Annotated in this window: 13 protein-coding genes; 11 read left to right on the forward strand and 2 right to left on the reverse strand. The window is 65.7% G+C overall.

The window, feature by feature from the left end:
* Positions 1 to 245 precede the first annotated feature (245 nt).
* Entirely contained in the window at positions 246 to 2621 is a 2376-nt protein-coding gene (tex, locus tag AC6CR5_RS27660; protein WP_024068156.1) for an RNA-binding transcriptional accessory protein Tex, read from the reverse strand.
* A 227-nt stretch (positions 2622 to 2848) separates the two neighbouring features.
* On the opposite strand from tex, the gene yoaA reads away from it, so the two are divergent.
* Complete coding sequence (gene yoaA / locus AC6CR5_RS27665; RefSeq protein ID WP_006389394.1) at positions 2849 to 4936, forward strand: DNA repair helicase YoaA; 2088 nt, start codon at positions 2849 to 2851, stop codon at positions 4934 to 4936.
* An 81-nt stretch (positions 4937 to 5017) separates the two neighbouring features.
* On the opposite strand, the gene AC6CR5_RS27670 is transcribed toward yoaA, so the two are convergent.
* Positions 5018 to 5806 (reverse strand): outer membrane protein assembly factor BamD, encoded by a 789-nt coding sequence (locus AC6CR5_RS27670; protein WP_006389395.1) that lies wholly within the window; start codon positions 5804 to 5806, stop codon positions 5018 to 5020.
* Positions 5807 to 5913: 107 nt separating this feature from the next.
* On the opposite strand from AC6CR5_RS27670, the gene AC6CR5_RS27675 reads away from it, so the two are divergent.
* The 10 genes from AC6CR5_RS27675 (at position 5914) to AC6CR5_RS27720 (ending at position 16262) form a co-directional block, all read left to right on the forward strand.
* The gene (locus AC6CR5_RS27675) at positions 5914 to 6924 is read left to right on the forward strand and encodes an RluA family pseudouridine synthase (protein WP_006389396.1); all 1011 of its coding nucleotides are present in this window, start codon (positions 5914 to 5916) and stop codon (positions 6922 to 6924) included.
* A complete protein-coding gene (gene pgeF / locus AC6CR5_RS27680; RefSeq protein ID WP_006389397.1) occupies positions 6912 to 7676 on the forward strand; it encodes a peptidoglycan editing factor PgeF in 765 nt (254 codons plus the stop codon). Before AC6CR5_RS27675 ends, pgeF begins: the two co-directional genes overlap by 13 nt.
* Positions 7677 to 7799: 123 nt before the next feature.
* Complete coding sequence (gene phaC / locus AC6CR5_RS27685; protein WP_026383742.1) at positions 7800 to 9437, forward strand: class I poly(R)-hydroxyalkanoic acid synthase; 1638 nt, start codon at positions 7800 to 7802, stop codon at positions 9435 to 9437.
* 75 nt (positions 9438 to 9512) lie between these two features.
* The gene (locus AC6CR5_RS27690; RefSeq protein WP_006389399.1) at positions 9513 to 10250 is read left to right on the forward strand and encodes a 3-ketoacyl-ACP reductase; all 738 of its coding nucleotides are present in this window, start codon (positions 9513 to 9515) and stop codon (positions 10248 to 10250) included.
* Between the two features lie 120 nt (positions 10251 to 10370).
* Positions 10371 to 10940 (forward strand): polyhydroxyalkanoate synthesis repressor PhaR, encoded by a 570-nt coding sequence (gene phaR / locus AC6CR5_RS27695; protein WP_006389400.1) that lies wholly within the window; start codon positions 10371 to 10373, stop codon positions 10938 to 10940.
* Positions 10941 to 11163: 223 nt separating this feature from the next.
* A complete protein-coding gene (locus AC6CR5_RS27700) occupies positions 11164 to 11700 on the forward strand; it encodes an iron transporter (protein WP_006389401.1) in 537 nt (178 codons plus the stop codon).
* A 20-nt stretch (positions 11701 to 11720) separates the two neighbouring features.
* Positions 11721 to 12065, forward strand: coding sequence for a cupredoxin domain-containing protein (locus tag AC6CR5_RS27705; protein WP_255288690.1), 345 nt, complete (start codon positions 11721 to 11723; stop codon positions 12063 to 12065).
* A 13-nt stretch (positions 12066 to 12078) separates the two neighbouring features.
* Complete coding sequence (locus tag AC6CR5_RS27710; RefSeq protein ID WP_006389403.1) at positions 12079 to 12924, forward strand: FTR1 family iron permease; 846 nt, start codon at positions 12079 to 12081, stop codon at positions 12922 to 12924.
* A gap of 48 nt (positions 12925 to 12972) precedes the next feature.
* A complete protein-coding gene (locus tag AC6CR5_RS27715) occupies positions 12973 to 14370 on the forward strand; it encodes a 4Fe-4S binding protein (protein WP_047992323.1) in 1398 nt (465 codons plus the stop codon).
* 170 nt (positions 14371 to 14540) lie between these two features.
* Entirely contained in the window at positions 14541 to 16262 is a 1722-nt protein-coding gene (locus AC6CR5_RS27720) for a ShlB/FhaC/HecB family hemolysin secretion/activation protein (protein WP_020924619.1), read from the forward strand.
* Positions 16263 to 16280: the final 18 nt, after the last annotated feature.

Genomic DNA, 16280 nt, shown 5'->3' on the forward strand with positions numbered 1-16280 from the left:
GCGCCGCAGCTCGCCTGATCATGGGTGTGCCACTGCCGTGCGGACCCGACTTCGCCGACTTTTATTATTTGGACACAATTCGATATTTTCGCTTATTTTTGTTGAATCCGGCTTGAGAGAACGCAAGGAAAGGTAGCAACCGCGGGAAAGTCCTAGGTTGAACGACAACCGGCGCCTGGGCGCCGGTCGGAAGGTGCTGCGACGCCGCCTGGCCGGCTCCCGGAGGGGAGCCGGCCAGGCGCGATTCAACGCTTGAGCTTGGCGAATGCGTCGGCCATGGCACTGTTCATGCCGGCGCCGCCGGCGTTGCCGCGGCCATTGTCGCCCTGGGGACGGCGTCCGGGACGATCGCCGCCCTTGGGGGCATCAGCGCCTCGGCGCGCCGGGGCGGCGGTGTCGTTCAGGCGCATGGTCAGGGCCACGCGCTTGCGCGCCACGTCCACTTCCAGCACCTTCACGCTGACCGTCTGGCCGACGCGCACGACGTCGCGCGGATCCTTCACGAACTTCTCGGCCAATGCCGAGATGTGGACCAGGCCGTCCTGGTGCACGCCGATGTCGACGAACGCGCCGAAGTTGGCGACGTTGGTCACGACGCCTTCGAGCACCATGCCGGGATACAGGTCGTTGAGCGTCTCGACGCCTTCCTTGAACTGCGCGGTCTTGAACTCGGGACGCGGATCGCGGCCGGGCTTTTCCAGTTCGGCGAAGATGTCGCGCACCGTCGGCAGGCCGAAGCGTTCGTCCGTGAAATCGGACGGCGACACGCCCTTGAGCGCGTCGCGCTGGCCGATGATCTGTTTCACTTCCGCCTTGATCTTGGCGACGATGCGCTCGACCACCGGATAGGCTTCCGGGTGCACCGACGAGGCGTCCAGCGGGTTGTCGCCGTTGGGGATGCGCAGGAAGCCGGCGGCCTGTTCGAACGCCTTGTCGCCAAAGCGCGGCACCTTGCGCAGTTGCTCGCGGGTGGGGAAGGCGCCGTTCTCGTCGCGCCAGGCCACGATGTTCTTGGCCAGCAGCGAGTTCAGGCCCGACACGCGCGCCAGCAGCGCCGCGGATGCCGTGTTGACGTCGACGCCGACCGCGTTCACGCAATCCTCGACCACCGCGTCCAGCGAACGCGCCAGCTCGCGCTGGTTGACGTCGTGCTGGTATTGGCCCACGCCGATGGCCTTGGGATCGATCTTGACCAGTTCCGCCAGCGGATCCTGCAGGCGGCGCGCGATCGACACGGCGCCGCGCAGCGTCACGTCCAGGTCGGGGAATTCCTGGGCGGCGGTCTCGGAGGCCGAATAGACCGAGGCGCCGGCCTCGGACACGACCACCCGCGTCACCTTCAGGTCGGGGAAGCGTTCCTGCATGTCGCCCACCAGCTTCTCGCTTTCGCGCGAGGCGGTGCCGTTGCCGATGGCGATCAGGTCGACCTTGTGGCGCGCAACCAGCGCGGCCAGGGTGTTGATGGTGCCCTCGCGGTCGCGGCGCGGCTCGAACGGGTAGACAGTGGTGGTGTCGACCACCTTGCCGGTGCGGTCGATCACCGCCACCTTGCAGCCCGTGCGGATGCCGGGATCCAGGCCCAGCACGGCCTTGGGGCCGGCCGGCGCGGCCAGCAGCAGATCCTTCAGGTTGGCGGCGAACACGCGGATGGCTTCGGCCTCGGCGGTCTCGCGCAGGCGGCCGATCAGTTCGCTTTCGAAGGCCGTCACCAGCTTGACGCGCCAGGTCCAGCGGCAGACTTCGCCCAGCCAGCGCGCGCGCGGCGAGGCGTCCAGCGCGAACAGGCCGTTGCCCAGCTTGAGGAAGCTGGCGATGCGCGCCACGCAGGGATGCGGCAGTTGCGCTTCGAGTTCGGCTTCCAGGCCCAGGCGGATTTCCAACACGCCTTGCTGGCGGCCGCGCAACAGCGCCAGGATGCGGTGCGAAGGCAGCGTGCGCAGCGGCTCGTTGAAGTCGAACCAGTCGCGGAAGTTGGCGCCTTCGGTTTCCTTGCCGTCGACCATCTTGGAATACAGATAGCCGGTGGACCAGAGGTGCTCGCGCATGTCGGCCAGCAGGTCGGCGTTCTCGGCGTAGCGCTCGGCCAGGATGTCGCGGGCGCCGTCCAGCGCCGCCTTGGCATCGTTGATCGAGGCTTCGGGATTCAGGTATTGGGCGGCCAGCGCGGCCGGATCGCACGCGGTGTCGGCCAGGATGGCGTCGGCCAGCGGTTCCAGGCCGGCTTCACGCGCGATCTGGGCGCGGGTGCGGCGCTTGGGCTTGTACGGCGCGTACAGGTCTTCCAGGCGCTGCTTGGTATCGGCGGTGGCGATTTCCTGCTGCAGTTCGGGCGTGAGCTTGCCTTGCTGCGAGATCGATTCGAGGATCGCGCCACGGCGCTCTTCGAGTTCGCGCAGGTAGCCCAGGCGCACTTCCAGGTTGCGCAGGACGGTGTCGTCCAGGCCGCCGGTGGCTTCCTTGCGGTAGCGTGCGATGAACGGCACGGTGGCGCCGTCATCCAGCAGTTCCACTGCCGAGGCGATCTGGGAGGCGCGCGCGCCAAGCTCGGTGGCGAGCTGGGCCACGATACGGGCATTGTCGACGCCGGCGGCGACGTTCGTGATAACGGAAGTTTCAGACATCTCGATACGACGGCAAAAAGGAAAAACAAGGGGCGGATTGTGCCATAAGCCGCTGTTACAGAAAGTGCCAGGCGGGATGCATCCGTCCCCCTCAGATGCATCGTTTGCGACGCTTGCGGCGGAAAAGGGCGGCGCCAGCGGGTATCATTTGATCCTTTCCCACCCACTCAGTGTCTGGCGCCCCGACCGTCCCCCGGCACGGTCGCTTGCGACGCTAGGCTGTTTCCATGCTGGACCTGGACATCTCCGAATTCTTCGCCGAGGACGGCCCGCTCGCGTCGGCCTTGCCCGGCTACAAGCCGCGCCCGTCCCAAGTGGAGCTGGCCCAGGCGATTGGCGAGGCCATCCGGGACCGCGCCACCCTGGTGGCCGAGGCTGGCACCGGCATCGGCAAGACCTGGGCCTATCTTGTACCCGCCTTCATCCAGGGCGGCAAGGTGCTGATTTCGACCGGCACCCGCACACTGCAGGACCAACTGTTCGCCCGCGACCTGCCGCGCGTGCGCGCCGCGCTGGCCGCGCCTGTCACGGCCGCGCTGCTCAAGGGCCGCGGCAACTATGTCTGTCATTACCACCTGGATCGCCTGCAGGGAGACGACCGGGCGCTGAAATCGCGTTCCGAGATCCAGCAATTGCGCCAGATCCAGGTATTCGCCGGCATTTCCAAGACGGGCGACCGCAGCGACCTGGCGCAGGTGCCCGAAGATGCGGATATCTGGCAGCGCGTTACCTCGACCCGCGAGAACTGCCTGGGCCAGGAATGCCCGCGCATCCGCGACTGCTTCGTGGTGAAGGCCCGCCGCCAGGCCCAGGAGGCCGACGTGGTGGTGGTGAACCATGCGCTGTTCATGGCCGACCTGGTGCTGCGCGAAGAGGGCGTCACCGATCTGCTGCCCGAGGCCGACACCGTCATCTTCGACGAAGCCCATCAACTGCCCGACACCGCCACCCGTTTCCTGGGCAGCAGCGTGTCGACCCACCAGTTGCTGGACTTTGGCCGCGCGCTGGAGGCCGCGGGCCTGGCCTATGCGCGCGAAGCCACCAAATGGAGCGATGTGGCGCGCCACGTCGAGACGGCGGCGCGCGAGTTGCGCCTGGCCTGTGCGCCACTGGACCGGATGCCGGGCCGCAAGGCCACGTTCGAGGCCATTCCCAATGCCGAGGAGTTCGACACCGCGCTGGCGGTGCTGCGCGAAGCGATCGACGTCGCCACCAACGCGCTGGGCTCGGTCGCCGAGCGGCATCCCGACCTGGTGGCGGCCGCGCGCAGCGGCGCCGAGATCGCGGTGCGCCTGAAACGCTGGGCCACGCCCGGGCGCGATGCGGGGGGCTCCGGTTTCGATGATGAAGGCTGGGGCCGCGACGACCAGGCGCCCGCGCCCGTGGCGGCGCTGGCGGACGGCCTGTCCACGCCGACGGCCATTCTCGAAGGCGCGGCGGCGGCAGGTGAATGGACCGGCCCGGCGGTGCGCTGGGTCGAGCATGGCCAGCATCACGTGCGGCTGCATTCCGCGCCGCTGTCGGTGGCGCAGGCTTTTTCCAAATACCGCAAGCCCGGGCAGGCCTGGATCATGACCTCGGCCACGCTGTCGGTGAACGGCGAGTTCACCCACTTCACCAGCCAGCTGGGGCTGGAGCGAGCGCGCACCGGCAAGTGGGAATCGCCTTTCGACTATCCCGAGCAGGCGCTGCTGTTCGTGCCGCGTGGCATGCCTGAACCGCAGTCGCCGCAGTTCCTCGACCGTTTCGTGCAGACGTTGCTGCCGTTGCTGCAGGCCAGCCCGGGCGGCACGCTGGTGCTGTGCACCACCTTGCGCGCGGTCGACAAGGTCGCCAACCTGTTGGCCGACGCTTTCGACGATGCCGGCCACGATTGGCCGTTGCTCAAGCAGGGCGAGGGCACCCGCCGCGATCTGTTGGACAGGTTCTGCAAGCTGACCCATCCGGTGCTGGTCGGCAGCGCCAGTTTCTGGGAAGGCATCGACCTGCCGGGCGACGTGCTGACGCTGGTGGCGATCGACAAGCTGCCGTTCGCGCCGCCGGACGACCCGGTGATCGAGGCGCGGCTGCGAGCCTGCCGCGCCCACGGCGGCAATCCCTTCTCGGAATACCAATTGCCCGAGGCGGCCATCTCGCTCAAGCAGGGGGCCGGCCGCCTGATTCGGACGGAATCCGACTGGGGGGTGTTGATGGTGGGCGATGCCCGACTGGTCGAGAAGCCCTACGGCAAGCGACTGTGGCGCGGCCTGCCGCCCTTCGCGCGGACGCGCGAACTGGAGGAAGTGCTGGCCTTCTACCGGCGCAAGCAGGAATAGGACCACAAGAGGACGACACGGACCCAAAAAAAAAGCCCTTCGACGAATCGAAGGGCTTTTTCCCATGCGGCGGTGTTCAGTTCAGTTGAACGGATTCCACCAGCTCTTGTCAGCCTTCAGGCCCTTGTCCTTGAACGTGCTGTTGGGGAAGTTCTTGTCGAACACGCGCTGCGAGTCGTTCTTGAGTTCGGTCATGCCGAGCTTGTCGTAGGACTGCACCATCAGGTAGAGCGCTTCTTCGGTGGCGGGGGCGCCCTCGAAGTCGGTGATGACGGTCTGCGCGCGGTTCGCCGCGGCGATGTAGGCGCCGCGCTCGTAGTAGTAGCGGGCCACGTGGACTTCGTTCATGGCGATGGTGTTGACCAGCCACGCAACGCGCTTTTCGGCGTCCGGGGTGTACTTGCTTTCCGGGTAGCGCTTGATCAGGTCGTTGAACGCGTCGTAGGAAGCGCGCAGGCCCTTCGGGTCGCGCTCGGCCGGATCCTGGCCGGTGATGCTGCTCATGAAGGCGCTGGCGGGCGTGAAGTTGATCAGGCCTTTCAGATACAGCGCGTAGTCGGTGCCGGGGTGGTTCGGGTAGAGCTGCTGGAAGCGGTCGATCGCGGCCAGGGCCTGTTCGTTTTCACCGTCCTTCCAGTTGACGTAGGCCAGTTCAAGCAGGGCCTGCTGGGCGTAGACGCCGAACGGGTAGCGGCTTTCGATGGCGGTCAGTCGCTCGCGGGCTTCCTTCCAGCCGCCCGACGAGATTTCGGCCTTGGCGTCGGCGTAGAGCTGTTCAGCGCTCCAGTTGGTGGTCTTGTCGTACTTGCTGTTGGTCGAACCGCAACCGGCGATCGCGATGACGGCAAATAGCGCGATAACCACGCGCAAAACCGACCCGCTTCGGGAGGCGGGGTTCAAGGGAGCTGCGGAGTGGTGAATCACGAGAATCGTATCCTTGGTGTTAGCATGGCAGGCTGATTATATGATTTGTCTCCATGTCTGATACAGCCACCCCCGCAGATCTCGTTTCCGACGATGAACTCCTGGGCTTTCCCGGCGAATCCTCCGGTGAAAACCAGCGGGGCGAGCCGCAACTTGTAACGGTGCCGTCGGGCACGCGCGCCGATAGGCTCGACAAGGTGCTGGCGGGGTTGTTGCCGGATCATTCCCGCAGCCGCCTGCAAGGCTGGATCGAGGCTGGCAACGTACAGGTGAATGGCGCGCCTGGCAAGGTCCGCCAGACCGTCGGCCCGGGCGACGAGATCGCCGTCTGGGCCCAGCCCGCGCCGGAAGCCCTGGCGTTCGCGCCGGAGGCGATCGATTTTCCCGTGGTGGATGAAAGCCCCGACTGGATCGTGGTGAACAAACCGGCCGGCCTGGTGGTGCACCCTGGCGCCGGCAACTGGAGCGGCACGCTGCTCAACGGCCTGCTGCACCGGTATCCGGAACTGGCCCAGGTGGCGCGCGCCGGCATCGTTCACCGGCTGGACAAGGATACGTCCGGCCTGATGGTGGTGGCGCGCAACGAAATCGCCCAGACGCACCTGGTGCGCCAGCTGCAGGCGCGCAGCATGGGCCGCGAGTACGTGGCGCTGGCGCATGGCTGGCTGGCCGCCGCCGGCAAGGTCGACCGCCCCATCGGGCGCGATCCGCGGGTGCCGGTGCGCATGAGCGTCGAACGGCCGGTGGCGCCCAAGCCGGCCGTCACCCACTACGCGCCCGCGCGACGCGGCCAGATCGATCCCGGCGGCCGCGCCACCGAAGTGGTCTGTCGCCTGGAGACCGGCCGCACCCACCAGATCCGCGTGCACCTGGCCAGCCTCGGCCATCCGCTGCTGGCGGATACGATCTACGGTGGCAAGAACATCGCGGGCGCGCAGCGGCAGATGCTGCATGCCCGCGCCCTGCATTTCGACGATCCGGGCGGGCGTGGCGAGGTCCAGTTCGCCGCCCCCGTGCCGGCGGACATGACCCTGGTCCAGGAAGCGATCGCATGGAACGCGTGATTGAAGGCTTGCCCGTCGTGACCGGCCCCGCCTGGGCCGGCGTCAACTATTTCTGCACCACCCGGGCCGGCGGCGTGGGCGTTGCCCCGCATGACACCCTCAACCTGGGGCGCCGTGCCGGCGATGATCCCGACACCGTGGCAGAGAACCGCCGCCGCTTGCGGGCCGCGCTGCCGGCCGAACCCTTATGGCTGCGCCAGGTGCATGGCAGCGAGGTGGTCGATGCCGACGCGGCCGGCCTGCCCGACGAACCCGCGCTGGACGCCAGCGTCACCGCGCAACCGGGCCGCGTGCTGGCCGTGATGGTGGCGGACTGCCTGCCGGTGGTCATTGCCGACGCGGGCGGGCGGGTCCTGGGCACGGCGCATGCCGGCTGGCGCGGCCTGTCTGGCGGCGTGCTGGAGCACACCCTGGCGGCGATGCGCGCCAAGGCACCGCATGCCACCGCGTGGCGCGCCTGGATCGGCCCCGGTATCGGGCCGGACGCCTTCGAGGTCGGGCGTGACGTGCTGGACGCCTTCATGGCCGATGACCCCGCCGCCGAACGTTATTTCCGGCCGCGCCCGGGCGTGCCTGGCAAATGGCTGGCCGACCTGGCCGGACTGGCGCAATTCCGTCTGCGCCGCGCCGGCGTGCAGGACATCAGCCTGAGCGGGCTGTGCACGGTGGCGGACGCGGAGCGGTTCTTTTCCTACCGGCGCGACGGCGAGACCGGCAGGATGGCCTTGCTGGCCTGGCTCGATCCGGTTTGATCCCGCGCAAAGCGGCCGCGCGCGCGGGCGGGCGGCCCTGGCTGCCTCATTGAATACCCGCATTGACAGTCCCGGACCCGACATGCAACATCAATCGGGAAGTCTCGATAACAAGGTGTCGAAGTGAATGCCAATCTCTCCGCTTCAGGGCCTCTTCCGGTGAGCGTGGCTCCGGACGTCCTGGCCGATATCCAGGCTGAATTCTCGCGCGAATGGCAGCGGCTGTGTGATGATGCCCGCCGCGGCGCGCTGGCCCCGCCGGCCGACCGCCGTTTCGGCGGCGAGGCCTGGGCGGCCAGTGGCCAGCATCTGCTGATGGCGCACACCTATCTGCTGTCGGCCCGGGCCATGTCGCGCATGGTCGATGCGGCCCAGGTCAGCGAACCGATGCGCGATCGCCTGCGTTTCTCGATCATGCAGTGGGTCGACGCGTTGTCGCCGTCGAACTTCCTGGCCTTGAATCCGGATGCCCAGCAGTCCATCGTCGAAAGCGCCGGCCGCGCCCTGAACGAAGGCCTGGCGAACCTGCTCGGCGACGTCAAGAAAGGCCGCATCACCCAGACCGACGAAACCCAGTTCGAGATCGGCCGCAACGTGGCCGTGACGCCCGGCGACGTGGTGTTCGAAAATGCGCTGTTCCAGCTGATCCAGTACAAGCCCGCCACCGCCACGGTGCACGAGCGGCCGCTGGTGATCGTGCCGCCGAACATCAACAAGTTCTATATCCTCGACCTGCAACCCGACAACTCGTTCGTGCGCCACGCGGTCGAGCAGGGCTTCACGGTGTTCCTGATCTCCTGGCGCAACCCGCTGGCCAGTGATACCGACGGCATCGATCGCGCGACCTGGTCCGACTACCTCGACGACGCGGTGCTGCAGGCCCTGCGCGTGGCCAGCGACATCTCCGGCCAGCCGCAGGTCAACGCGCTCGGCTTCTGTGTCGGCGGCACCATGCTGGCCTCGGCGCTGGCGCTGGCCGAAGCGCGCGGCGAACATCCGGTCGCGGCGCTGACCTTGCTGACCTCGCTGCTCGATTTCCACGACACCGGCATCCTGAATGTCTTCGTCGACGAAGCGCACGCGTTGCTGCGCGACCATCAACTGGGCAACGGCGGGCTGATGCCCGGGCGCGACCTGGCCACCACCTTCTCGTTCCTGCGCCCCAACGAACTGGTCTGGAACTACGTCGTCGGCAACTACCTGAAAGGCCAGAAGCCGCCGGCCTTCGACCTGCTTTTCTGGAACGGGGACAGCACCAACCTGCCCGGGCCGTTCTTTTCCTGGTACTTCCGCAACACCTATCTCGAAAACAATCTCAAGGTGCCGGGACGGGCCCAGGCCGCCGGGCTGCCGCTGGACCTGACGCGCCTGTCGATGCCGGCGTATATTTTCGGTTCGCGCGAAGATCATATCGTGCCGTGGGTGTCGGCCTATGCCTCCACCCAGGTGCTGCGCGGGCCGCAACGCTTCGTGCTGGGCGCCTCGGGCCATATCGCCGGGGTGGTGAATCCGCCCGCCAAGAAGCGCCGCAGCTATTGGGTGGCGGACAATATGGGTGGCGCAGGCCAGCCATTGCCGGGCGATCCCAACGCCTGGCTGGCCCAGGCGCAGGAAAAGCCGGGCAGTTGGTGGCCCGATTGGGCCGCCTGGCTGGCCGGGCATTCCGGCAAGCAGGTCAAGGCGCGTGCAAAATCAGGTAACGCCCGGTACCGGCCGATAGAACCGGCGCCGGGCAGGTATGTGAAGGTCAGGGCTGCCTGAAGCCGCGCATGCGGTGGGCCCAGGCCAATAAGAAGTCAATCAACGAGGCGTCCGTCGCACACAGGAGGAAGTCCAATGAGCGGAAAACTGGCTTACGTTACAGGCGGGATGGGCGGGATCGGCACCTCTATTTGCCAACGCCTGGCCAAAGAGGGCTTTCGCGTCGTGGCAGGCTGCGGCCCAAGCCGCAATTACCAGCAATGGCTGGATGAACAGGCGGCGCAGGGATATACCTTCCATGCTTCCGTCGGCAATGTGTCCGACTGGGATTCCACCGTGGCCGCTTTCGAGCGTGTCACCGCGGAACTCGGTCCGGTCGACGTGCTGGTCAACAACGCGGGCATCACCCGCGACGGGCTGTTCCGCAAGATGACCGCCGATGATTGGCGCGCGGTCATCGACACCAACCTGAACAGCCTGTTCAACGTGACCAAGCAGGTCATCGACGGCATGGTCGAGCGCCAGTGGGGGCGCATCATCAACATCAGCTCGGTGAACGGGCAGAAGGGCCAGTTCGGCCAGACCAACTACTCCACCGCCAAGGCCGGCATCCACGGCTTCACCATGGCGCTGGCGCAGGAAGTCGCCAGCAAGGGCGTCACCGTCAACACCATTTCGCCCGGCTACATCGGGACCGATATGGTGCGCGCCATTCGTCCCGACGTGCTGGAAAAGATCGTCGCCACCATCCCGGTGCGGCGCCTGGGCACGCCCGAGGAAATCGCCTCGATGACGGCGTGGCTGGCTTCGGACGAATCCGGTTTTTCCACCGGCGCGGACTTCTCGCTCAACGGCGGCCTGCACATGGGCTGACGCATCGCGGGCCGCCCGGCGGGCGGCCCTTTCGCGCCGCGGTGTCTCGGGGAGACGGCGCCGCGGCATTACACTTCACCCTATTCGAAGTCTTAGAGATCGCCCGATCCGGGGACAACCATGACGCAAGCACAAACCGGCGCCAGCCTGCGCCTGATTAAAAAGTACCCCAACCGTCGCCTGTACGACACTCGGACCAGTACCTACATCACCCTGGCGGATGTCAAGCAACTGGTCCTGGCCAACGAGGAATTCCAGGTCGTCGACGCCAAGAGCGCCGAAGACCTCACGCGCAGCATCCTGCTGCAGATCATTCTCGAAGAAGAAAGCGGCGGCATGCCCATGTTCTCGTCGAACATGCTGTCGCAGATCATCCGTTTCTACGGCCACGCGATGCAGGGCATCATGGGTTCCTACCTGGAAAAGAACATCCAGGCCTTCATGGAAATCCAGCAGCGCATGGCCGAACAGTCCAAGGGCCTGTATGGCAGCCAGTTCGGTCCCGAGGCCTGGACCCAGTTCATGAACGTGCAGACGCCGATGCTGCAGAACATGATGAACAACTACATCGACCAGAGCAAAAACCTGTTCGTGCAGATGCAGGACCAGATGCAGGACCAGACCCGCGCCATGTTCTCGAACTTCCCGTTCACCCCCGGGGGCTCGCAGGGCGGCGGACGCAAGTCCTAACCGCAACGTCCGACCGCGGCGATGCCGCGGATCCGACTGTCGACCGGCCGGCGTGGCGTTGTTGCCCGCCGGTTTTGTTTTGCTTGATTGGACGCAACAATCCGCGGATTTCGGACTTATCTGATTCAGGGAGGTGTCAGATTTTTCCGTTACATTAATGCAAACGGTTCTTGTTTATGTTTTTAGGATCCGTCGTTTCAATCGAGCTTCGAGGATGACCCACATGATGAAGAAAGCCTTGGCCCTGGCCATTGTCGCTTTGAGCGTGTCCGCCGCCCAAGCGGCTGAATACCCCATCGGCAAGCCCGTGGAAAAGGGCGGCATGGAAATCGGTGCGGTCTACCTGCAGCCGATCGAAATGGACCCCCCGGGCATGATGCGCCCCGCCAAGGATTCCGACATCCACCTCGAGGCCGACATCCACGCCACGGCCGGCAATCCCACCGGCTTCCCCGAAGGCGAATGGATGCCCTACCTGGTCGTCAAATACGAAATCCAGAAGGTCGGCAGCCAGAACGTGCAGAAGGGCACCTTCATGCCCATGGTCGCCAACGACGGCCCGCACTACGGCGAGAACATCAAGCTGGAAGGCCCGGGCAAGTACAAGCTGAAGTACACCATCCTGCCGCCGACCGCCGACAAGATGAGCCACTTCGGCCGCCACATCGACAAGGAAACCGGCGTGGGCGACTGGTTCCAGCCGTTCGACCTGGAATACGAATTCGTCTATGCCGGCACCGGCAAGAAGGGCGGCTACTGATCGTGCGAATCGCGCGCCCTCTGCTCCGCATCTGCGCCGCGCTGTCGATCGGCCTGGCGTGCCTGGCCGGCATGGCGCCCGCGCAAGCGGACGAGCTGCCCACGTTCACGCTGACGTTCAAGCCCAACGGCACCTTTGAACCGGCCACGCTGGAAGTCCCTGCCGGCCGTTTCAAGATCGAACTGATCAACGAAAGCAACGAGCCGGTCGAGTTCGAAAGCATCCCGCTGCGCAAGGAAAAGGTGCTGGGTCCCGGCGTCAAGTCGTTCGTGGTCATCACCATCTCGCGTCCCGGCGAGTATCCCTTCTTCGATGACTTCCACCAGGCGGTGAAAGGCACGCTGGTCGTCAAGCCCAAGGAATAGGCAGCCGCAATACATGGAACAGGTTCTTTTCATCGTCTGGCGCGAAAGCGTCGAAGCCATGCTGGTGGTGGGCATCCTGTACACCTGGCTGCGCTCGACGCCCGAAGGCAAACGCGGACTGAAATATCTGTGGGGCGGCGTGGGCGCCGGACTGGCGCTGGCCGTGGCGCTGGCGTTGGTGCTGCTGGGCGTATCTTCGTGGCTCAGCGACGAAGGCCAGGAATGGTTCCAGGCCATCATGTCGCTGGCGGCGTGCGCGCTGGTGGTGCAGATGGTCGTGTGGATGAAAAAGCACGGTCGCACGCTCAAGGGCGAGCTTGAAAGCGGCGCCCGCTCGTCGATGGCCAATGACAACTGGTGGGGCCTGTTCGTGCTGGTGGCCATCGCCGTGGCCCGCGAGGGCAGCGAAACCGTGGTGTTCCTGTACGGCACCGTGGCGGCCGGCGAAGGCGGCGGCAACATGCTGATGCTGGCGCTGGCCGGCGTGGCCGGCTTCGTGGTGGCGCTGCTGACCTTCTGGCTGCTGCAGCTGGGCGGCAAGCTCATCACCTGGCGCCGTTTCTTCCGCGTGACCGAAATCCTGTTGCTGCTGCTGGCGGGGGCGCTGCTGGTGGGCGGCCTGGATCATTTGATTTCGCTGGACGTGCTGCCGACCATCATCGATCCGGTCTGGGACAGCTCGTGGCTGCTCAGCGACAGCACCGGTTTCGGCAAGGTTCTGGCTGATTTTGCCGGCTATCGTGCGCTGCCGGCCCTGATTTCGGTATTGTTGTGGGTTGCTTACTGGATCGTGGTGTGGGCGTTGCTGCGCTGGGTGGGCGGCAAGCCCGCGCCGGTGGCGGCGCGCGCCACCTCTTGAGCACGGACTCCGACGTATTGATCGGACTGAATTAATGAAGGTTTGACCATGGCAGCTGCACTCGGGAGGGCGACCTCCCGTATCGCCGACTTTCTCCGAGACCATGCCCCTCTGTTGCGCAAGCTGCAGTGGGGCATTGTTGCGATATACGCTTTCCTCCTGATCGTTCCGGCCATCATGCCCCTGCCGGACAACTCGGCGTCGGTATTCAACAACCTGACCATAGTGGCCCAGTTCGCCTTCTGGGGCGTATGGTGGCCGTTCGTGCTGATTTCCATGCCGATCCTGGGACGCGCCTGGTGCGGCTGGTTCTGTCCGGAGGGCATGCTCACCGAATGGGCCAGCGAACGCGGCCAGGGGCATGCCATTCCCAAGTGGATGCGCTGGGGGGGCTGGCCGTTCGTGGCCTTCGCGCTGACCACCATCTACGGACAATTGGTCAGCGTCTACCAGTATCCGCTGGCGGTGCTGGCGGTGCTCGGCGGCTCCACCGCGGCGGCCATGGTCGTCGGCTGGCGCTACGGCCGCAGCAAGCGGGTCTGGTGCAAATACCTCTGTCCGGTCAACGGCGTCTTCAATCTGCTGGCCAAGCTGGCGCCGTGGCACTTCAAGGTCGACGAGGAAAAGTGGCGCCATCCGGTTATCCGCATCGAGCCCATCAACTGTGCGCCGCTGGTGCCGTTGCGGCACATGAAGGGCGCCGGCGACTGCCATGTATGCGGCCGTTGCAGCGGTTATCGCGGCGCCATCGCACTGACGCCGCGCTCGCCCGAGGAAGAGGTCGTCAGCGTCACCGATGGCGAACCGTGGCAGACCGCGCTGCTGTGCTTCGGCCTGATGGGCATCGCCATGGGCGCCTTCCTCTGGAGCGCCAGCCCCTGGTACGTGACCGCCAAGCAGTGGGCCGCGACCTGGCTGGTCGAGCACGACATCATGTGGCCGCTGCTGGACAACGCGCCCTGGTTCATCCTGACGCACTATCCGGAAGTGAACGACAGTTTCTCGTGGCTGGATGGCGCGGGCATCCTGATGTTCGTGGTCGGCGCCACCGTGTGCGTGGGCGGCGCCACCTTCCTGTCATTGTGGATCGCCGACCGGTTGGCGCCGGCCGCTCCGGTCGCCGGTCAGGAAGCGAACCGCTGGTTCCGTCCGGGCCTGCACAAGCTGGCCCAGGGGTTGATTCCTTCGGCCGGCATCGGCGTGTTCCTGGGCCTGTCCGCCACCACCATCAACCTGCTCAAGCACGAAGGCGTGCGCGCCGCCTGGGCGGCGCCGGTGCGCTTCACGCTGCTGACGCTGGCGGTGCTGTGGACCTTGCGCCTGTTCGCGCGCCTGTTGAACCAGCGTCCGGTCGGCGTGTTCAGGAAGACCGCGGCATGGCTGGTGCTGGCCGCCGGGCTGGCGCCTTTCTGTTGGTCCTGGGTGCTGTTCTTCGCCATCTGGTAAAGCCCGCAAGATAACAAGCAAGCAGGCGAAAAAACCGCGGCGTCACGCGCGGGAAATATCGCGCGCCGTTTCCCGCATCCGCGGCGGCGCTTGAATTTGTACGACCATTTAACAATTACGTACGCTGGTAATTCGTTGCTACTCTGGCTCCGCGCAATCAAGGAGCAGAGATGCGGTGCGGTCGTCGCGGTGAGCTGTTGTTTTTCCTGGGGCCAGGGTTTCTGGTTCTCGCCGCCGTCGTTTCACCGGTTTTCGGCGCCTCGGTGCCAGAGGCGCCGACACCGCCAGCAATCTCCATCGATGCCCGCGAGCAGTTGCGCCAACAAGAGCGTGAACGTGTCCTGCAACAGCAGAATACCCCGCGGGTCGACGAGCGCCTTCCTCGTCCTGAAGCCTCCCCATCCGATTATCCCGCCGATGAAAGCCCTTGCTTCGTCATCGATGCCCTGCGGCTGAGCGGCGATTCCGCCGCCAGCTTTCAATGGGCGCTCGATGCCGCCGCCGACGCAATAGGCCACTGCCTGGGCGGCCAGGGCATCACGGCGGCCATCAACCGGGTGCAGAACGCCATTCTGGCCAAAGGCTACGTCACGACACGCGTGATGGCGCACGAGCAGGACCTGACCCGCGGCCTTCTGACGTTGACGCTGCTGCCCGGTCGCGTTGGCGATATCCGCTTCGACCAGCCAGTGTCGTGGCGCGGCCGGTTATGGAATGCCATCCCGGCATCGTCCGGCGATATTCTCAATCTGCGCGATATCGAGCAGGGCCTGGAGAATCTCAAGCGAGTCCCCAGCGCGGCCGCCGATATCCGGATCACGCCAGGGCAGCGCGAGGCCACCAGCGACCTGTTGGTGAGTTGGCAGGAAAGCCGACCCATCCGGCTGAGCCTCGGCCTGGACGATAGCGGTTCGGACAGCACCGGGCGTTACCTGGGTTCGGCCACCCTGGCCGTGGATGCTCCCTTCGCGCACAACGATCTGTTCTACGCCAACGTCGGCAGGGATCTGTTCCAGCATGCGCCGCTCGGCAACCGTTCACATGCCTTGAACTACGTATTCCCGGTTGGTTATTGGGCCTACTCCGTCAATTACAACAACTACGCCTATCACCAGAACATCCCCAGCGCCAACGAAGTACTCCGGTACAGCGGAAAAAGCGCGAGCCTTCAGGCCGCCGTGTCACGGCTGGCGTATCGCGACCAGTCCCACAAGACCACGCTCAACCTGCGTGTGTATCGCAAATACTCCACCAATGCCGTCAATGACATCGCCATCGAGCAGCAGCGGCGCCGCACGGCTGGATGGGAGTTCGGCGTCAACCAGCACAGCTATCTCGGAAGCGCCACGCTGGATGCCAACCTGGGCTGGCGCCACGGCACCGGCGCATTCGGCGCCCTCGCGGCGCCCGAGGAAGCGTCGCGTAGCGGCAGTGCCCGCGGCGGTGTGCTGTCGGGCGACGTAAGCCTCAATCAACCCTTCGCCTGGGGCAAGCAGCCTTGGCGATATCTGGCGATCGTCCGGGGCCAATGGAGCCCGGACGCGCTGACGCCACAGGAACGCATGGCCATTGCCGGCCGTTATACGGTGCGCGGCTTTGACGGCGAGCAGACACTGTCCGGCGAGAACGGCCTGCTCTGGCGCAATGAACTGGCCTGGAACGGGCTTTCATCCAGCGATGCGCTGTATGTGGCTTTGGACTATGGGCGGGTAGGCGGCCAGGGCGCCCGATATCTGGTCGGACGCCAGTTGGCGGGCGCAGCCTTGGGCGTGCGGGGCGCGCTCTGGAAAAAACTTGGCTATGACCTGTTTGCCGGCGTGCCCCTCTACAAGCCGCGTGATTTCCACACCGCGGCAATGACGATCGGATTCAGCATGAATCTGGAAATCTGATCCCGCTTTTTCAAAGAC

Source organism: Achromobacter sp. EG18 (assembly GCF_059759395.1).

Coding starts and splice junctions, on each gene's coding strand:
- AC6CR5_RS27690 (WP_006389399.1), top strand. CDS start 9,513: ATGAGCGGAAAACTGGCTTACGTTACAGGCGGGATGGGCGGGATCGGC.
- AC6CR5_RS27675 (WP_006389396.1), top strand. CDS start 5,914: ATGTCTGATACAGCCACCCCCGCAGATCTCGTTTCCGACGATGAACTC.
- yoaA (WP_006389394.1), top strand. CDS start 2,849: ATGCTGGACCTGGACATCTCCGAATTCTTCGCCGAGGACGGCCCGCTC.
- phaR (WP_006389400.1), top strand. CDS start 10,371: ATGACGCAAGCACAAACCGGCGCCAGCCTGCGCCTGATTAAAAAGTAC.
- pgeF (WP_006389397.1), top strand. CDS start 6,912: ATGGAACGCGTGATTGAAGGCTTGCCCGTCGTGACCGGCCCCGCCTGG.
- AC6CR5_RS27720 (WP_020924619.1), top strand. CDS start 14,541: ATGCGGTGCGGTCGTCGCGGTGAGCTGTTGTTTTTCCTGGGGCCAGGG.
- tex (WP_024068156.1), bottom strand. CDS start 2,621: ATGTCTGAAACTTCCGTTATCACGAACGTCGCCGCCGGCGTCGACAAT.
- AC6CR5_RS27700 (WP_006389401.1), top strand. CDS start 11,164: ATGATGAAGAAAGCCTTGGCCCTGGCCATTGTCGCTTTGAGCGTGTCC.
- AC6CR5_RS27710 (WP_006389403.1), top strand. CDS start 12,079: ATGGAACAGGTTCTTTTCATCGTCTGGCGCGAAAGCGTCGAAGCCATG.
- AC6CR5_RS27715 (WP_047992323.1), top strand. CDS start 12,973: ATGGCAGCTGCACTCGGGAGGGCGACCTCCCGTATCGCCGACTTTCTC.